Annotated in this window: 19 protein-coding genes; 7 read left to right on the top strand and 12 right to left on the bottom strand. The window is 71.7% G+C overall.

What is annotated here, in order from left to right; genetic code table 11:
• Window positions 1-28: 28 nt before the first annotated feature.
• Window positions 29-271, bottom strand: a complete 243-nt coding sequence (locus tag ACWEIJ_RS14235; RefSeq protein ID WP_449837577.1) for a hypothetical protein — start codon at window positions 269-271, stop codon at window positions 29-31.
• Window positions 272-397: 126 nt separating this feature from the next.
• Between ACWEIJ_RS14235 and ACWEIJ_RS14230 the strand changes: the two genes are divergently transcribed.
• Together ACWEIJ_RS14230 and ACWEIJ_RS14225 are read left to right on the top strand one after the other, a co-directional pair.
• The gene (locus ACWEIJ_RS14230) at window positions 398-1,714 is read left to right on the top strand and encodes a cytochrome P450 (protein WP_449837576.1); all 1,317 of its coding nucleotides are present in this window, start codon (window positions 398-400) and stop codon (window positions 1,712-1,714) included.
• Window positions 1,715-1,849: 135 nt separating this feature from the next.
• Window positions 1,850-2,776, top strand: a complete 927-nt coding sequence (locus tag ACWEIJ_RS14225; protein WP_449837575.1) for a hypothetical protein — start codon at window positions 1,850-1,852, stop codon at window positions 2,774-2,776.
• Between the two features lie 54 nt (window positions 2,777-2,830).
• Here ACWEIJ_RS14225 and ACWEIJ_RS14220 read toward each other — a convergent pair whose 3' ends face one another.
• The gene (locus ACWEIJ_RS14220; protein WP_449837574.1) at window positions 2,831-5,308 is read right to left on the bottom strand and encodes an FtsX-like permease family protein; all 2,478 of its coding nucleotides are present in this window, start codon (window positions 5,306-5,308) and stop codon (window positions 2,831-2,833) included.
• Window positions 5,309-5,311: 3 nt separating this feature from the next.
• The gene (locus ACWEIJ_RS14215; RefSeq protein WP_449837573.1) at window positions 5,312-6,043 is read right to left on the bottom strand and encodes an ABC transporter ATP-binding protein; all 732 of its coding nucleotides are present in this window, start codon (window positions 6,041-6,043) and stop codon (window positions 5,312-5,314) included.
• Between the two features lie 133 nt (window positions 6,044-6,176).
• Between ACWEIJ_RS14215 and ACWEIJ_RS14210 the strand changes: the two genes are divergently transcribed.
• Window positions 6,177-7,247, top strand: a complete 1,071-nt coding sequence (locus ACWEIJ_RS14210) for a M20 family metallopeptidase (protein WP_449837572.1) — start codon at window positions 6,177-6,179, stop codon at window positions 7,245-7,247.
• A gap of 3 nt (window positions 7,248-7,250) precedes the next feature.
• On the opposite strand, the gene ACWEIJ_RS14205 is transcribed toward ACWEIJ_RS14210, so the two are convergent.
• Window positions 7,251-8,099, bottom strand: coding sequence for a LysR substrate-binding domain-containing protein (locus ACWEIJ_RS14205; protein WP_449837571.1), 849 nt, complete (start codon window positions 8,097-8,099; stop codon window positions 7,251-7,253).
• Window positions 8,100-8,168: 69 nt separating this feature from the next.
• On the opposite strand from ACWEIJ_RS14205, the gene ACWEIJ_RS14200 reads away from it, so the two are divergent.
• The 3 genes from ACWEIJ_RS14200 (at window position 8,169) to ACWEIJ_RS14190 (ending at window position 10,872) form a co-directional block, all read left to right on the top strand.
• The gene (locus ACWEIJ_RS14200; RefSeq protein ID WP_449837570.1) at window positions 8,169-8,765 is read left to right on the top strand and encodes a short chain dehydrogenase; all 597 of its coding nucleotides are present in this window, start codon (window positions 8,169-8,171) and stop codon (window positions 8,763-8,765) included.
• Window positions 8,766-8,869: 104 nt separating this feature from the next.
• Window positions 8,870-10,393, top strand: a complete 1,524-nt coding sequence (locus tag ACWEIJ_RS14195) for an MDR family MFS transporter (RefSeq protein ID WP_449837773.1) — start codon at window positions 8,870-8,872, stop codon at window positions 10,391-10,393.
• A 5-nt stretch (window positions 10,394-10,398) separates the two neighbouring features.
• On the top strand, window positions 10,399-10,872 hold the full coding sequence (locus ACWEIJ_RS14190; RefSeq protein WP_449837569.1) for a universal stress protein: 474 nt from the start codon (window positions 10,399-10,401) through the stop codon (window positions 10,870-10,872).
• A 12-nt stretch (window positions 10,873-10,884) separates the two neighbouring features.
• On the opposite strand, the gene ACWEIJ_RS14185 is transcribed toward ACWEIJ_RS14190, so the two are convergent.
• Window positions 10,885-12,054, bottom strand: coding sequence for a zinc-dependent alcohol dehydrogenase (locus tag ACWEIJ_RS14185; RefSeq protein ID WP_449837568.1), 1,170 nt, complete (start codon window positions 12,052-12,054; stop codon window positions 10,885-10,887).
• Window positions 12,051-12,458 (bottom strand): hypothetical protein, encoded by a 408-nt coding sequence (locus tag ACWEIJ_RS14180; protein WP_449837567.1) that lies wholly within the window; start codon window positions 12,456-12,458, stop codon window positions 12,051-12,053. Before ACWEIJ_RS14180 ends, ACWEIJ_RS14185 begins: the two co-directional genes overlap by 4 nt.
• Before the next feature lie 66 nt (window positions 12,459-12,524).
• Between ACWEIJ_RS14180 and ACWEIJ_RS14175 the strand changes: the two genes are divergently transcribed.
• Entirely contained in the window at window positions 12,525-12,650 is a 126-nt protein-coding gene (locus ACWEIJ_RS14175) for a hypothetical protein (protein ID WP_449837566.1), read from the top strand.
• A gap of 5 nt (window positions 12,651-12,655) precedes the next feature.
• Here the strand turns inward: ACWEIJ_RS14175 and ACWEIJ_RS14170 are convergent, their stop codons facing one another.
• The 6 genes from ACWEIJ_RS14170 to ACWEIJ_RS14145 form a co-directional block, all read right to left on the bottom strand.
• Window positions 12,656-13,150, bottom strand: a complete 495-nt coding sequence (locus ACWEIJ_RS14170; protein ID WP_449837565.1) for a DUF2231 domain-containing protein — start codon at window positions 13,148-13,150, stop codon at window positions 12,656-12,658.
• Between the two features lie 19 nt (window positions 13,151-13,169).
• Window positions 13,170-13,310 carry a hypothetical protein gene (locus ACWEIJ_RS14165; protein ID WP_449837564.1) on the bottom strand — a complete coding sequence of 47 codons (141 nt, stop codon included), beginning with the start codon at window positions 13,308-13,310 and terminating at the stop codon, window positions 13,170-13,172.
• Window positions 13,311-13,360: 50 nt separating this feature from the next.
• Window positions 13,361-13,492, bottom strand: coding sequence for a hypothetical protein (locus ACWEIJ_RS14160; RefSeq protein ID WP_449837563.1), 132 nt, complete (start codon window positions 13,490-13,492; stop codon window positions 13,361-13,363).
• A 192-nt stretch (window positions 13,493-13,684) separates the two neighbouring features.
• The gene (locus ACWEIJ_RS14155) at window positions 13,685-14,311 is read right to left on the bottom strand and encodes a DUF3618 domain-containing protein (protein WP_449837562.1); all 627 of its coding nucleotides are present in this window, start codon (window positions 14,309-14,311) and stop codon (window positions 13,685-13,687) included.
• Entirely contained in the window at window positions 14,287-14,673 is a 387-nt protein-coding gene (locus ACWEIJ_RS14150; RefSeq protein WP_449837561.1) for a phage holin family protein, read from the bottom strand. The genes ACWEIJ_RS14155 and ACWEIJ_RS14150 overlap by 25 nt, the downstream gene beginning before the upstream one ends.
• Window positions 14,674-14,689: 16 nt before the next feature.
• Window positions 14,690-15,364: a hypothetical protein gene (locus ACWEIJ_RS14145; RefSeq protein WP_449837560.1), complete on the bottom strand. Its 675-nt coding sequence runs from the start codon at window positions 15,362-15,364 to the stop codon at window positions 14,690-14,692.
• Window positions 15,365-15,397 lie beyond the last annotated feature (33 nt).

Here is a 15,397-nt window from a genome sequence, read left to right as displayed (position 1 = left end):
CCGACCATCCCCAAATCGCTCGATCTCGTCAACGGTCCACCGCCACCTGCACGCGCCACTTGACGATCGAACGTGGCCAGGGCGCGTTCCGCGCGAACGGCACCTGCTGTCCGTCCGGGACCTCTCGTTCGGCGTGCGCGACCTGGGTTCGGTCCACCTCGGCGGCACCACGCCGAGCATCCTGATCAGGGCAGGACACGTCCGGGCGCACAACGCGCGGGCGGCCGCGACGGCCGATCTCCGCACCGCCCGCACTGGTGCTGATCGACATCTGGACCAAAGTATGACGGCGCGTTAGGCCTGGGTATGACGACGCGCGAGCGGCGACGTCGTTATTGTCCGGTCCTGTGGTCATCAGCGATCACCTCACCCTTTCCGCCGAAGGGACAGCCACCTCATGAGGGACGTTCTGCAGTCAGCGACCGACGTCCGGTCCAGAGTGACCGGGTGGATGGGGCGCAGGTTCCTCGCGCACCTCAGCAAGACCGGGTTCGACCTGGAGTCGTCCTGGTTCGTGCCCTCGCGCGTGCTGGCACCGCTGCGGCGCAACGGGTTGGACCCGGTGCCGGAGCTGGCGCGGATGCAGGCGCACGGACCGATCACGCGGCTGCCGCTGCCGGTGACGGTGTGGCTGGTGACCGGCTACGAGGCGTCGAAGAGCGTGCTCGTGGACAGCGAGTCGTTCAGCAACGACTTCGGCCACCTCAAGGAGCTGGGCCTGTTCGCGGACGAGGCGCCCGGCGGGCTCGGGTTCAGCGACCCGCCCGAGCACACGCGGTTGCGCAAGGTGCTGACGCCCGAGTTCACCATGCGGCGGCTGTCGCGGCTGGTGCCGCGGATCGAGGCCATCGTGGCCGACCAGCTCGACCTGATGTCCATGAAGGACGCTCCGGTCGACCTGGTCGAGGACTTCGCCATGCGGGTGCCGGCGCTCACGATCTGCGAGCTGCTGGGCGTGCCCGCGAGCGAACGCGAGGAGTTCCAGCGTCGCAGCGTCGCCCGGTTCGACCTGGGTGGTGCCGCCACGGCGTCGCTGTCCGCGGTGTCGGAGTCCGTCGCGTACTTCCGCGAGCTGGTGCGCACCCTGCGCGAGGCCCCGAACGACGGCCTGCTCGGCGAGCTCATCCGCAAGCACGGTGACGAGCTGGACGACGACGAGCTGGCCGGTCTGGCGGACGGGCTGCTCACCGGCGGGTTCGAGACGACGGCCAGCATGATCTCGCTGGGCACGCTCGCGATGCTGCGCTCCCCCGGCCTGTTCGCCCGCGTGCGCGACGACGACGAGGCCATCGGCGGGGTGGTCGACGAACTGCTGCGCCACCAGTCCGTCGTGCAGGTGGCGTTCCTCCGGATCGCGCGCAAGGACGTGGTGGTCGCCGGGACGAAGGTGCGCGCGGGCGACATCGTGGCGTGCTCGCTGTCGCAGGCCAACCGCGACCCGAGCGTCTACTCCTCGCCCGACGAGATCCGCCCGGACCGGGCCGCCGGGCAGCACCTGGCGTTCGGCCACGGCGCGCACCGCTGCATCGGCGCCGAGCTGGCCAAGATGGAGCTGCGGATCGCCTACCCGGCGCTGGTCCGCCGGTTCCCGGAGATGCGTCTGGCGGTCGAGCCGGGCGCGCTGTCGTTCCGCAAGCTCTCCATCGTCTACGGGCTGCACTCGCTGCCGATCCACCTGGGCAGCCACACCAGCCCGATCGAGCCGGATCTGTAACGGAGCCGGGTGGGGGGCGGCCTGATACACCCAACTTCGCGCGGTCCGGGTTGAGGGACCATCCCTCATGCCTTCGCGTGCTCGCTCGAAGAGTCTTCACCTACCAACGCAACCAGCGAACGGAAGGTAAGGACCATGATCCGCAAGGCTGTCATCGCCGCCGCCACCCTCTCGACCATCGCGCTCCCGGCCGTCGCGGTCGCCGACCCGGTCATCGGGCAGCCGTCGCAGTGCGTGAAGGTCACCGACCTGGCGGGCCCCGACTTCTCCGTGAAGCAGTGCGGTGTCAGCGACGTCGACCAGTTCCGCGCGGGTCTGGAGAACGACGGCAACGCCTACTGCGGCCCGGCGTCGCTGTACAACGTGCTGCACTACTGGTCGCACGAGAGGAAGGCCCCGGCCGGCTGGCTGACCACGAAGGTCGCCGACCTCGACCCGATGGACCCGGCCGACTACAACGTGATCACCAACTCGATCTGGCGGATCGGTGAGGACGCCCAGTACGACGGCGGCACGAACCTCGCCGACCTGCGGACCGCGTGGAAGATCGCGACCAAGCCCGCCCGTGACGCCGGCTGGGCCACGACCACCGACCGCAACAGCACCGACGGCGCCGCGGACTTCGGCGGCGACCTGGCCCGCAAGCTCGCCCGCGGTCCCGTGCAGATGGTCTACGGCCGCTACTCGGCCGGTCCGAACAACAGCCTGAAGCGCGGGGGCGGGCACATCGTGACGGTGGTCGCGGTCGACGGTTCCTTCGGCGGTGACACGCTGCAGGTCCGCTACATGGACCCCGGCCGCGCCGCGGACCACGGCGAGGGCGACTACCTCAAGACGCAGTCGCAGTACGCGACGCTCAACGCGACCCTGACGAAGAGGACGATCGTCGAGTACATCCCGACCAAGAGCAACCCGGACAACGACCTGGGCGAGATCGCGGTGCCGGGCACGTTCCGCACGGTGACCCGCTGGCAGCTCACCACGCCGGGCTCGACCGCGCCGACCACGCAGCTCGTCGAGGGCTACAACTGGTTCGAGATGACGCCGCCGCCCGCCGGCTGATCCTGAAACGCCGGAAAGACCACCCCGCTGCCGTGGGGTGGCCTTTCCGGCGTTTCACTCGCGGATGCCTATCGCGTCGATGGGCTTGGCGCGCAACGACAACCGGGTGGCGACCGCGATCGACACGACACCCAGCGCGGCCGCTCCGCCGAGGACCGCCAGGTAGACCCAGAACGGTCCGGCGGGCAGCGGGACCCCGGTGAAGCCGACCGCCAGCAGGGTCAGCGGAAGTACCGCCACCGCCGTGCCGAGCAGTGCGGCGAGGCCCACGGTCACCAGCGCTTCCGCCCGCATCATCCGCACGACCTGGCGTTCGCCCGTGCCGACCAGTCGCAGCAGCGCGAACTCACGCCGCCTCGCCGCCGTCGACACGACCAGCGTGTTGGACACCGAGATCGCGACGTAGCCGAGGATCACGCCGACCGCGACGAGGTTGAGCAGGAACTGCGTCCGTTCGTCGCTCCGGTCCTGCGCGGCCACGCCACCGGTGACGGTCAGACCCGGATAGCGGCTGGTCAGGCCGGCCGCGTCACCCTTCACCAGCACCGCGGTGTCGGTCCCCGCGGTGGTGTGGGCGCGGGCGTCCTCGGCGTTCAGCACCTGGTCGCCGAACGCCAGGTCGTGCTCGTAGAGCGCCACGACTTCGAGGCGCGCCGGTGCGCCGTCGGCGAACCAGAACTCGGCGGTGTCGCCGACCTTCTTGTTCTCCCAGTAGGCGTAGGAGGTGCTCAACGCCACCGTGCCCGGCTTCAGGTCCTTCAAACCGCCCGCCGTGACGCCGAGGTCGACCGCGGCGCCGGCGTCCGGGTCCAGCCCGTTGGCGGGGCCGCGGTTCACCTCGACGCTGTCGCCGGTCTTGCGCGCGGTGATCACCTGCGTGCGGACCAGCGAGGTCGCGGTGACGCCGGGGATCGCCCGTGCGGCTCCGGCGACCTCCGGCGGCACGCCCGCGACGCCGGTGATCACCTGGTCGGCGGTGATCGACCTGGTCGTCTCCTGCCGCACGGCGGCGGTGAACGTCGTCTGGCTGTAGAAGTTCACCACGGCGAACCCGATGGCCAGCATCAACGGCGTGACGGCCGCCGCCAGTCGCCGCGAGTTCGCGAGCACGTTCGCCGACGCGAGGTAGCCCGCGTTCGACATCCGGCTCAGCGCCGGTGCGATCAGCCGGGTCGCCCGGCCGACCACCCGCGGACCGGCCAGGGCCAGACCGATGATCAGCACGAGCGCCGCCATCACCGACATCGCCGCGCCGAGCTGGCTCCTGAGGAACAACGGCAGCGCGGTCGCGACGGCCCCGATCGCCAGCAGGACCCCACCGGCGGCCAACCTGATCCGGCCGACGTCCTGGCGCTGCACAGCGGCTTCGCCGAGCGCCTCGACCGGCTTGATCGAGGACGGACGGCGCGCCGCGCTCCAGGCGGCCACCCGTGCCGCGGCCACGCCGATCAGCAGCGCCGCGACGAGCGGAATCGGACTGACCGAGAGGCTGAAGTCGGCCGGCACCACACCGATGGCCGCGAACGCCGACCGCAGGCCGTAGCTGACCGCGACGCCCAGCAGACCCCCGAGCACCCCGGCCACCGCCGAGACGACGAGCGTCTCGGCGCCGATCATCTTGCGGATCTGCCGCGGCGTGGCACCGACCGCGCGCAGCAACGCGAACTCGCGGCGGCGTTGCTCGACGGTCAGGGCGAGCGTCCCGGCCACGACGAAGATGGCGACCAGCACCGCGTACCCGCCGAACGAGCCCGCGATCAGCGCGAGGACCGCCTTGGTCTGGCTGACGTCGTCGAACTCGGCGGCACTGCGGTCCGCGCCCGTCGACACCGTGACGTGGTCCGCGGCGAGGGCCGCCTCGATGCCCTTGGCGACGTCACCCTCGGCCAGGACGCCGATCGCGCCCACCTGGTCCGGACGCCCGAGTTCCTTCGCCCTGGCGGCGCTGAAGAAAACGGCGGCCTGCCGGCCTCCTCCCGCCACGACACCGCTGACGCGGTAGGTCACCGGCGCCTGACGGGTCATGATCCGCACCTCACCGCCGGGCGCCACGCCCGCCCGTGCCGCGAGCCCGGCGTCGAGCACCACCTCGTCGTCCGCCGCCGGAGCCCTCCCGGCCTTGAGCGTGAACGGCGCCAGCACGGCGGACTCCCAGTTGTGCCCGAGGGACTGCCGGTCCGCGAGCGCCTGCCCGTCCGGCGCGATCACGACGGCGGGAGACGTCCACTCGGGCACCGCGGCCCGCACCCCGGGCACCGCGGCGATCTTGGCCACCAGTGCGGCGGGAACGGCCGGCTGCTCGGCGGCGTGCTCGAACGCCAGCACGTCACCACCCGGCGGGCGCACCGTCCGATCGCCGGTGACGACCACGTCAGCGGCCGCGTAGCGCTCGGTCGGCACGCCTCCGCGAAACCCGGACTCCATGAGGATCCCGCAGGCCGCGACCAGCGCGGTGCCGCACAGGATGGCGACGAACGCCCCGACGAACCCGCTGGTGCGGGCCTTCACCGTCTGCCACGCAAGGGTCAGCACAGCTCACCACTCCCCCAGATGCGTCATCCGCTCCGCCACCTTCTCCGGCGTAGGCCCGTGCAGCTCCCCCGCCAACCGCCCATCCGCCAGGAACAGCACGCTGTGCGCCGCCGAAGCGGCAACCGGGTCGTGCGTGACCATCAGCACCGTCTGCCCCATTTCGTCCACAACGGACCGCAACAACCCCAGGACCTGCTGCGCCGTCCTCGAGTCCAAGGCCCCGGTGGGCTCGTCGGCCAGCACCACCTCTGGCCGCGCCACCAGCGCCCGCGCGATCGCCACCCGTTGCTGCTGCCCGCCCGACAGCTCGGCCGGGCGGTGATCGAGCCGGTCGGCCAGCCCGACCCGGTCGACGACCGACCGCAACCAGGCCCCGTCGGGCGAGCGCCCGGCCAGCCGAAGCGGCAGGGTGATGTTCTGCCGCACGGTCAGCGACGGCAGCAGGTTGTAGGCCTGGAACACGAACCCGATCCGGTCCCGGCGCAGCTCGGTGAGCTTCGCCTCCTTCAGGGCGCCGAGGTCGGTGTCGCCGAGCAGCACGCGGCCGGACGTCGGCCGGTCCATGCCCGACGCGCAGTGCAGGAAGGTGCTCTTGCCCGAACCGGACGGTCCCATCACCGCGGTGAAGGTGCCTCGCCGGATGCCGACGGTGACCTCGTGCAGCGCCGTGACGGCGCCACCACCGGACCCGTACACCTTCCGCACCGCCTGCAGCGACAGCGCGTCTGCCCTCATCACGTTCTCCTTAAGCAGCAACGACTTCCGTTGAAGAACCTAGGGAGCGCGGCGCGGCGGGACGATCACGCAGGCTGCCCGGCCGAAGGTGGAGCCTGCTCCACCCCGGCCGCGGTGCGGCAAGATCTGGAGCATGAACCTGCTCGACGACATCGAGCGGCTCGTGACCTGCGAGTCGCCGTCCACCGACCTCGCGGCGGTCGCCCGCAGCGCGGACGTCACCGCCGCGGTGGGCTCCGCGCTGCTCGGCGCACAGCCGGAACGGATCGTGCTCGACGGGTGCGCGCATCTGCGGTGGCGGCTGGGTTCCGGACCGCGGCGCGTGCTGCTGCTCGGACACCACGACACCGTGTGGCCGATCGGGTCGCTGGAGCGGATGCCGTTCGAGGTGCGCGACGGCGTCCTGCGCGGGCCCGGCTGCTTCGACATGAAGACCGGGCTGGCGATGATCTTCCACGCCGTGGCGGCGCTCGATTCCGCTGACGGCGTCACGGTTCTCGTGACCGGCGACGAGGAGATCGGCTCGCCGTCGTCGCGGGGGCTGATCGAGACCGAGGCGCGGGAGCACCGGGCCGCGCTGGTCACCGAGGGAGCGGCGGACGGCGGCGCGCTCAAGACCGGGCGCAAGGGCACGTCCATGTACGAGGTGACGCTGCACGGCCGCGCGGCCCACGCCGGTCTCGAACCCGAACGCGGGGTGAGCGCGACGATCGAGGCCGCGCACCAGGTGCTGGCGGTGGCGCAGCTGGCCGACCTCGCGGCGGGCACCACCGTCACGCCGACCGTGCTGACCGCCGGCACGACCACGAACACCGTTGCCGCGCAAGGGAAGTTCTCGGTGGACGTGCGGGTGCGCAACCTCCCCGAGCAACAGCGGGTCGACCAGGTGATGCGCGCGTTGCGACCGGTGCTCGACGGGGCGAAGATCGAGGTGACCGGCGGCCCGAACCGCCCGCCGATGGAACCCTCCGCCGGGTTGTTCGACCTGGCGCGCCGGCTGGGCGCGGGGCTCGGCCTCGACCTGGCTCAGGCCGCGGTCGGTGGCGCGTCCGACGGCAACTTCACCGCGGGCGTGGGCACGCCGACGCTCGACGGGCTCGGCGCCGTCGGTGGCGGGGCGCACGCGGAGACCGAGCACGTGCTGGTGTCCGAGCTCGTGCCGCGGACCGAGCTGCTCGCCGCGCTCGTTCGGGAGCTGACCTGACCGTCAGCGGTTCAGGTGTCGTTGCGCCAGCGACACGAACGCCTCCGTCGACGGGTGCGCCGCCGGGGACGGCCAGGCCAGATGCACGGTGACGGGATCGGCGTCGGTCAGCGGCAGGTAGGTGACGCCGGGGTGCGGGTTGTGGTGGCTGGTGCCGGCGGCCGTGACCCCGACCGTCGCGCCGGTCGCGATCGACGTCAGCCACTCGACCACGCCGGGCACGTCCACCGTGCGCGGCCGCGCGCCGACGGGCCACAGGTCGGCGGTGGTCGTCGCGGCCGTCTCGCACACGGAGACGACCTCGCCCGAGAGGTCGCCGAGCGAGATCGCGTCGTGGCCGGCCAGCGGGTGGTCGTCCGCGACCGCCGCGAGGCGCGGTTCCTCGATCAACGCCACGTGGGCGAGGCCCGCACCGGACGGCTCGGTGCGCAGCACGGCCACGTCCGCCTCGCCGCGCCGCAACGCCGCCTCCGGGTCGTCGGAGCGCCGGATGCGCACGAGGACGTCCGGGTGCTCGGCCCGCCACTCGCGCAGGAACGGGATCGTGAACCGGCCGAGCGCGGCCCAGGCGAAGGTCAGCCGCAACGGCTGCGGCTGGACGGCCTCGGCCAGTGCGGTGTCGAGCTCGGCGAGGATGCGGTGGCTGTGCTCCCACAGGCGCCGGCCGGTGTCGGTCAGCGCCACGTGCCGGGTCGTGCGGTCGGCCAGGCGCACGCCCAGACGGCGTTCGAGCTGCTCCAGCGTGCGCGACAGGGCGGGCTGCGTGACGTGCAGCTCCTGCGCGGCCGCGGTGATCGAGCGGTGGTCGCCGATCGCGGCGAGCGCTCGCAGATGGCGCAGCTCGACATTCATAACTGCCGATCATAAGTGCTGCGCGAACGGCATTTCCGCGCACGGCCGCGCAGCCCTAACGTCGACGGCATGAGGATTCTGCTCGTAGGAGCGACCGGACTGCTGGGCACCGCCGTGCACGAGGAGCTCGTCGCGCGCAAGCACGACGTCGTGACCGTCTCCCGCACCGGCGGCGACCTGCAGTACGACGTGACCGACCCCGCCCAGGTGGCCGAGCTGTACCAGACCGTCGGCCAGGTCGACGCCGTCGCGTCGGCGGCGGGCAGCGTGCCGTTCAAGCCGCTGACCGAGCTGACCGTGCAGGACTACCAGGCCGCGGTGACCGGCAAGGCCCTGTCCCAGGTGACGCTGGTGAAGGAAGGCCTCACGCACGTGGCACCGCACGGTTCGTTCACGCTCATCACGGGCGTGCTCGCCCGCGAAGCGATCGTCACAGGTGCTGCCGCGTCACTGGCGAACGGCGCCGTGGAGGCGTTCGTGCGTGCGGCCGCTATCGAGATCGCACCGCAGCGGATCAACGCGGTCAGCCCGACCGTGTTCACCGAGGCGATGGACGCGTACGGCGACTTCTTCCCCGGCATGAAGCCGGTGCCGCTGGCCGACGTGGCGCAGGCGTACGTCCGGTCGATCGAGGGACGGCAGACCGGCCAGGTCTACGCGCTCTGAGGGTCCGGCCCCTTCGTCACCCATCTTGCTCGTTGCGCAAATTTGCACGACGCGCAAGAATCGGGGTGACGAAGGGGCGGGACGTGAAGATCGAAACTCAGGCGATGGGACACCGCCAGGTGCTCGAGTCGCTGTCCGGGTTGCTGCTCGCGCTGTTCGTGGCGATGGTCAGCTCCACGGTGGTGTCCACCGCGCTGCCGCGCATCATCGGCTCGCTGAACGGCACGCAGACGCAGTACACGTGGGTGGTCACCGCCACGCTGCTCACGGCGACGGCCGCGACGCCCATCTGGGGCAGGCTCGCCGACCTGTTCAACAAGAAGACGCTGGTCCAGGCGGCGATCGTGATCTTCGTGGCGGGCTCGCTGCTGAGCGGGTTCAGCCAGGACACCGGTCAGCTGATCGCCGCCCGCGCGTTCCAGGGCATCGGCGTCGGCGGTCTGCAGGCGCTGGTGCAGGTCGTGATCGCCGCGATCATCCCGCCGCGTGAACGCGGCCGCTACAACGGCTACCTCGGCGCGGTCATGGCGGTCGCGACGGTCGGCGGCCCGCTGCTCGGTGGTCTGATCGTCGACGTGTCGTGGCTCGGCTGGCGCTGGTGCTTCTGGGTCGCCGTGCCGATCGCCGTGCTCGCGTTCGTGGTGCTGCAGGCCACGCTGAAGCTGGAGACCGTGCGCCGCGAGAACGTCCGCATCGACTACCTGGGCGCGACGCTGATCGCCGCGGGCGTGAGCGTGCTGCTGATCTGGGTGTCGTTCGTGGGCAACTCGTTCGGCTGGCTGTCGTGGCAGACCGCGGTCATGGTCGCGGGCGGTGTGGTGCTGCTCGGCGCGGCCGTCCTGGTCGAGCTGCGCGTCAGCGAACCCGTGGTGCCACTGCACATCGTCGTCCAGCGCACGCCCGCGCTCGCGATCATCGCCTCGCTCGCGGTCGGCATGGCGATGTACGGCGGCGCGGTGTTCCTCGGCCAGTACTTCCAGATCGGCCGCGGCTACACCCCGACGCAGGCCGGCCTGCTGACCATCCCGCTGATGGCGGGCGTGCTCGTGTCGTCCACGATCTCCGGCCGCATGATCAGCCGCTCCGGCGCCGTCAAGCCCTACATCGTGTCCGGCACGGTCATCCTGGTCCTGGGCTTTCTCGGGCTCGGCCTGATCGACCACGACACGGCCCTGTGGCTGGTCGGCATCGCGATGGCCGTGGTCGGCATCGGTGTCGGCATGACCATGCAGAACCTCGTGCTGGCCGTGCAGAACAGCGTGCCCCTGCGCGAACTGGGCGCCGCCAGCGCGTCCGTCACGTTCTTCCGGTCGCTGGGCGGCACGATCGGCGTGTCGGTGCTCGGCGCCGTCCTGGCCAACCGAGTAACGGCCGACCTCTCCGCCGCGCTGCACGTCCCGGCGGGTCAGTCGACCGGCAGCACCAGCGCGTTGAACCTCAAAGCCCTGCCGCCGCAGGTGCAGACCGTCGTGCACACCGTCTACGGCGACGCGACCGCGCACATCTTCCTGATCTCCGCGGCCGTCGGCGTGGTCGGCGTGATCGCGGCGCTGCTGCTCAAGCCGATCACCCTGCGCACCACCATCGACCTGGAGCAGAAGGAGAAGGACTCGGCGACCGTGCGATGACGGCGATGACCAACGCGTTCGAATCCACAGTGGACTCCTACGGCCCACGACCGGAACCGTCCGCGCGCACCGTCCTGGTGGGCGTGGACGGCTCCGACACCGCGATGCGCGCCGCCGCCTTCGCGTTCGGCATGGCCCGCCGCCAGGGTGCCCGGCTGGTCGTCGCGTTCGTGGCGTCCCACTCCACCCTGGCGGCGCTCAGCCCGGCCGTCGCGTCGGTGTTCGAGCACGAGGCGACCGCGCGGTTGCACGCCGAGCTGAGCGGCCAGATCCGGGCCGCGGCGGAGGAGCTCGCCGTGCCGGTGACGTTCGTGAAGACGTTCGGCGACCCGTACACGGTCCTCAAGGACTCGGCGGACCGGTGCCAGGCGGACGTGGTGGTGGTCGGGGCGTCGCAGCAGGCGGGACACCGGTTCGCCGGATCGGTGGCGACGAAGCTGATCAGGTCGGGGCACTGGCCGGTGCTCGTGGTGCCCTGACCCGTTCGTGCGCTACAGCCGGAAGACCGAGCGCACGCAGTCGTCTTCCTTCTTCTTGAACAACTCGTACCCCCGCGCGCCCTCGCTCAGCGGCATCACGTGCGTCGCGAGGTGGCTGGTGACGAGCTCGCCGGACGCGATGCGGTCCAGCAGCATCGGGATGTAGCGCTGCCCGTGCTGCTGCGCGCCGCGCACGGTGAGACCCTTGTTCATCAAGGCGCCCAACGGGAACTTGTCCACGAGCCCGGTGAAGACGCCCAGGACGAACACCGACCCGCCCTTGCGACAGTGGTAGATCGCCTCGCGCACCGCGATCGGGCGGTCCATCTCCAGCTTCAGCTTGCTCTTCACCTGGTCGTAGACGTACTGCGGACCAGTCGAGTGCGCTTCGCAGCCGACCGCCTCGATGCACACGTCCGGGCCGCGGCCACCGGTGGCCTCCAGCAACGCCTCGCCGACCGAGGTCTCGGCGTAGTTGATCGTCTCCACGCCGAACACCGACTCCGCCTGCCGCAACCGGTAGTCGAAACGGTCGATGACCAGTACGCGTTCGGCACCCAGCAACTGGGCCGCGCGGGCGGCCATCTGCCCCACCGCGCCCGCGCCCCACACGGCCACGACGTCACCCCGCTCGACCCCGCCCAGGTCCGCGCCCATCCAGCCGGTCGCCGCCGAGTCGGACGTGAACAGGGCACTCATGTCGTCCACGGCCTCGGGAATCGGGATGGCGGTGTGATCGGCGAACGGCACGCGCACGTACTCCGCGTGGCTGCCGCGGAAGCCGCCCATCGCGTGCGAGTAGCCGAAGATGCCGCCGGGATCCGCGCCCCACAGGTGCTGGGTGATCGCCGGGTTGGTGTTGGTGTTGTCGCACAACGAGTACAGCTCGTTGCGGCAGTACCAGCACCGCCCGCACACGATGAACGAGCACACCACGACCCGGTCGCCCGGCCGGTGCCGGGTGACGCCGGACCCGACCTCCACCACCTCGCCCATGAACTCGTGCCCGATCACGTCTCCCGCCTGCATGAACGGGATGTGCCCGGTCAGCAGGTGCAGATCCGAACCGCACACGGTGCTCAGCCCGACCTTGAGGATCATGTCCTGGTCGTTCAGCAGCTTCGGGTCGGGCACGTCCTGCACCCGGACGTCGTTGATCCCCTCCCAGCACAACGCCTTCACAGCCGACCACCGCCCCCGGCCCGGCTCGTCACCAGCTGCAACGCCCTGCCCATCGGACCCGGATGCGTGGGCGCCGTGTCGGGCCGGACCACCTCACCCGCCTCCAGCACGGCCTTCGCCCGCCGCAACGCGAGCCGCAGCTCCTGACGTGACACGTCGCCGATGGGCGTGACGACCAGCTCGGTGCCCTTGTCGCCCGCGGCCGGGCGGATGCTGATCTCGGCCCGGTCGCGCCAGCGCGCCAGGTCGTCGGGCAGCGACGACTGGACCTCCTCCGGTGCGCGGTCGACCGTCACCACCAACCGGCGCCCTGAGTCGCCGGCACGGGGCGCGCGCCGCCGCCTGACCACCGCGACCGCGGTCGCCACGCCAGCGGCGAGGAGCGCTTTCCCTGCTGTGTTCATGAAAACAGCCTCTCTCGGAGCACGAATGCCAGGAGTACCCGTGGCCGCACCGGGTAACCGGGCGGCATGACCGACCCGTTCAACCCCGAAGCACCGCACTCCCCCGGCACACCGAGCCTCGACGATCTCGACACCGACGAGCCGGACGTGACGCGTGAGACCACCGACGACCCGAGCGAACCGCCGGACTGACGCGGCTATCGGCGTGGCGCGGCAACACCGCTCAACGAGCTGGGCGCGTCCGGATGCGCGTCCTCCTCCACGCTGATGCCGAGCCGCTCGACCAGTTCTCCGCCCAGCCAGCCGCCTGCACCGCCCGCGAGCACGCCGAGCCAGGCCGCGACCAGCGCCGGCCACGTCGGCGTCCAGTCCTGCTGACTCAGCCGCAGCAGCCAGCTCATCGCGAACAGCACCAGCACGACGGCGTTGACGAGGCCGTGCAGCAATCCGATCCGGCGGGCGCGGGTGCCGCGCGGCGTGACGAGCCACCAGTCCAGCCAGCCGGTCGCCGCGGTCAGCAGGCCCATCAGCACGCCCGCGGCGATCAGGTGGGCTGCGGTGAAGCCGAAGCTCACCCGGTCCGTGACCAGGTACAGCACGTCGAAGCCGACCGACGTGGTCAGCAGGCCCAGCGGGAACACGATCAGGATCGGGTGCACGGCGTGGCCGGCGGCACGAACTCGACTGCGCATGGGAATGCTCCTCCGGTGCTCAACCGCCGCGGTTGTCGACGGCGGAGGCGAGCGTCGCGGCGGCCTGTTCGAGGTCCTTCTCGGTGACCGGCCAGCCGCCGACGCGGTCCAGCAGTTCGGCTCCGGTCACCACGTAGCCGCCGGCGACGAACACCGGCATCGGTCTGGCCGGAGCAGCAGTTTCAGATCCCGCACGGGAACGGGCATCGCTCAGCCGTCGTCGTCGCCGTAGCGGCCGCCGCCGTCGAGTCCCGCGCCGGGACCGCTCGGCGTCTCCTCCTCGGCCGGGGTGATCGGCGCGTCGGTCTGCTCCTCCACGTCGTCCCGCCTGGGTTCGGTCATGGCGTTCTCCTTCAGCACCAGTGACTTCGACTGCGGCATACCCCGCTGCGCCCGGCCGAACCGCCTGCTGCCTCCCGGTGTCGCTGACGGGAGGCAGCGGGCGGCTCACCGGTCCCGGCACGTGCCTGCCCCGCACCCGAGGTGCCGGACAGCTTCGCCGCACGGCGGGACGCGCTCGCGGGAGCGGTCAGGTCAGGTGGCTTCGCCGGCCACCCGCTGCCCGGACTCGCGGGCGTGCCCGCCGACGTCCTGGGCCGCTTCCCTCGCCTGCTCGGCCGTGGTCTGCGCGGCGTCGGAGGCGACCTGCTTCACCTCGGCCGCGGCGTCGCTCACCGAAGACCGCACGTCCTCCTTGAGGTGCTGCGCCGACTCGGCCATCGCCTCCCTGGCCGGTTCCAGCGCGTCGCCGAAGCTGTCGGAGAGCTGCCGCACCGCCTGCTGTTCGGCGTCCGTGCGGGGCAGCACCGCCGCCAGCAGCAGGCCGCTGCCGAACGCGATCAGGCCGGCCGCGAGCGGGCTGCCCTGCGTTTGCCGAGCGACCCGTTGCGGCGCTTCCTGCACCGCCTGCACGGCCTGCTCCGCCCGTTCGGCGACGGCCTGCCCGGTCTCCTGCCCCTGCTCGCGCACGGACGACGCGGTGTGCGTGGCGGTTCCCATCACTCGCTCCCTCATCGCGGCCAGTCCCCGGCGCACACCGCGGACCCGCCGGCCGGCGATGGCCTTCGGACTCGTGTGGTCGACCAACCGGTTGGCGTCGGCCCGCAGCTCGCCGCGGGTCACCTCGATCTCGCGCCTTATTTGGTCGGGTGTTTCGCCCATTCCGCGTCCTCCTTCAGGGTTTCCACGGTGCGTTCGGGGGTCGGGTTGACGGTGCGCAGCCGAGCGCGACCGGTCGAGTAGAGGACCGCGCCCGCGATCCCCCAGAGCACCGCGACGATCAGCGCGGCCCAGCCCAGCGGGACGACCGCGCCGAGCGCGAACACGAGCGCGAGGCTCAGCAGCACGGTGGTCAGGTAGCCCGCGAACCCGGCGGCCGCGAGCATCCCGGTCGCCTTGCCCGCCTTCACGGCCTCCTGCCGGATCTCGGCCTTGGCGAGCTCCAGCTCCTGCCGCATCAGCTTGGACAGGTCTCCGGTGAGCTCGGCGACCAGGTCGCCCAGCGACTCGTCCGCGGTGTCCATTCGCGACGGTGGCACCTCAGGGCTCGACATGCGGCACCCCCGCCGCGGGCACGGCAGGCGACGCACTCGGCGTCAGCGGCGCGCCGTCGTCCGGCGCCACCGCGGGGCTTTCCGACGCCACCGGCACAGCACCCGGCGCACCGAACCCCGTTGCCACGTCAGAACGTTCCGACGCGACCGGCACGACCCCGCCCTGCGAGCGCGGCCGACTGGGCTCTCCACCCGTCGCGCTCTTCGCGATCCTGCCGACCAGGAACCCCGCCACGGCGGCACCGAGCAGGAACGTGCCGGGCCTGCGCCGCGCGTAGTCCCGCGCCGAGTCGAGCAGCCCCTGCGCACCCCGTTCGTCGAGGAACCGCGCGGCCTGCCTGCTCGTGTCGGCGGCGCCGCGGATCGCACCCGCCGTCATCGAGCTCGGCGGGGCGGTGCTCGCCATCTCACCGAGCTCGTCGGCGATGCGGCCGAGCTGCTTCGACACCCGCACCGCCTGGTCCTCCGCTTCCGCCGCAACACGTTCCCGCACGTCGCGGACGACGTTGCGGGCCTGCGCGGCGGTCTCGTGGGTCACGTGCGAGGCCTGGTCGCGGACTGTGCTCCCGACCTGTCCCGCGGCTTCCCGCGCGTGCTGCGCCACCTCGGAACCCTCGTCCTGGGCCGCGCTGCGCACCCCGCCCATCTGGTTTTCGGTCACGGCCGACTCCTCAGCTCGTAGTCGTGTCCTGGC

This window comes from Lentzea sp. NPDC004789, assembly GCF_053601075.1.
Note: the sequence above shows the minus strand (reverse complement) of the source record. Positions and strands in the feature narration are given on the sequence as shown.

Bases quoted from the DNA above. Each gene is read 5' to 3' on its own strand.
- ACWEIJ_RS14235 (WP_449837577.1), bottom strand. From the start codon at position 271: ATGTCGATCAGCACCAGTGCGGGCGGTGCGGAGATCGGCCGTCGCGGC.
- ACWEIJ_RS14230 (WP_449837576.1), top strand. From the start codon at position 398: ATGAGGGACGTTCTGCAGTCAGCGACCGACGTCCGGTCCAGAGTGACC.
- ACWEIJ_RS14225 (WP_449837575.1), top strand. From the start codon at position 1,850: ATGATCCGCAAGGCTGTCATCGCCGCCGCCACCCTCTCGACCATCGCG.
- ACWEIJ_RS14215 (WP_449837573.1), bottom strand. From the start codon at position 6,043: ATGAGGGCAGACGCGCTGTCGCTGCAGGCGGTGCGGAAGGTGTACGGG.
- ACWEIJ_RS14210 (WP_449837572.1), top strand. From the start codon at position 6,177: ATGAACCTGCTCGACGACATCGAGCGGCTCGTGACCTGCGAGTCGCCG.
- ACWEIJ_RS14205 (WP_449837571.1), bottom strand. From the start codon at position 8,099: ATGAATGTCGAGCTGCGCCATCTGCGAGCGCTCGCCGCGATCGGCGAC.
- ACWEIJ_RS14200 (WP_449837570.1), top strand. From the start codon at position 8,169: ATGAGGATTCTGCTCGTAGGAGCGACCGGACTGCTGGGCACCGCCGTG.
- ACWEIJ_RS14195 (WP_449837773.1), top strand. From the start codon at position 8,870: ATGGGACACCGCCAGGTGCTCGAGTCGCTGTCCGGGTTGCTGCTCGCG.
- ACWEIJ_RS14190 (WP_449837569.1), top strand. From the start codon at position 10,399: ATGACCAACGCGTTCGAATCCACAGTGGACTCCTACGGCCCACGACCG.
- ACWEIJ_RS14180 (WP_449837567.1), bottom strand. From the start codon at position 12,458: ATGAACACAGCAGGGAAAGCGCTCCTCGCCGCTGGCGTGGCGACCGCG.
- ACWEIJ_RS14175 (WP_449837566.1), top strand. From the start codon at position 12,525: ATGACCGACCCGTTCAACCCCGAAGCACCGCACTCCCCCGGCACACCG.
- ACWEIJ_RS14170 (WP_449837565.1), bottom strand. From the start codon at position 13,150: ATGCGCAGTCGAGTTCGTGCCGCCGGCCACGCCGTGCACCCGATCCTG.
- ACWEIJ_RS14165 (WP_449837564.1), bottom strand. From the start codon at position 13,310: ATGCCGGTGTTCGTCGCCGGCGGCTACGTGGTGACCGGAGCCGAACTG.
- ACWEIJ_RS14160 (WP_449837563.1), bottom strand. From the start codon at position 13,492: ATGACCGAACCCAGGCGGGACGACGTGGAGGAGCAGACCGACGCGCCG.
- ACWEIJ_RS14155 (WP_449837562.1), bottom strand. From the start codon at position 14,311: ATGGGCGAAACACCCGACCAAATAAGGCGCGAGATCGAGGTGACCCGC.
- ACWEIJ_RS14150 (WP_449837561.1), bottom strand. From the start codon at position 14,673: ATGGACACCGCGGACGAGTCGCTGGGCGACCTGGTCGCCGAGCTCACC.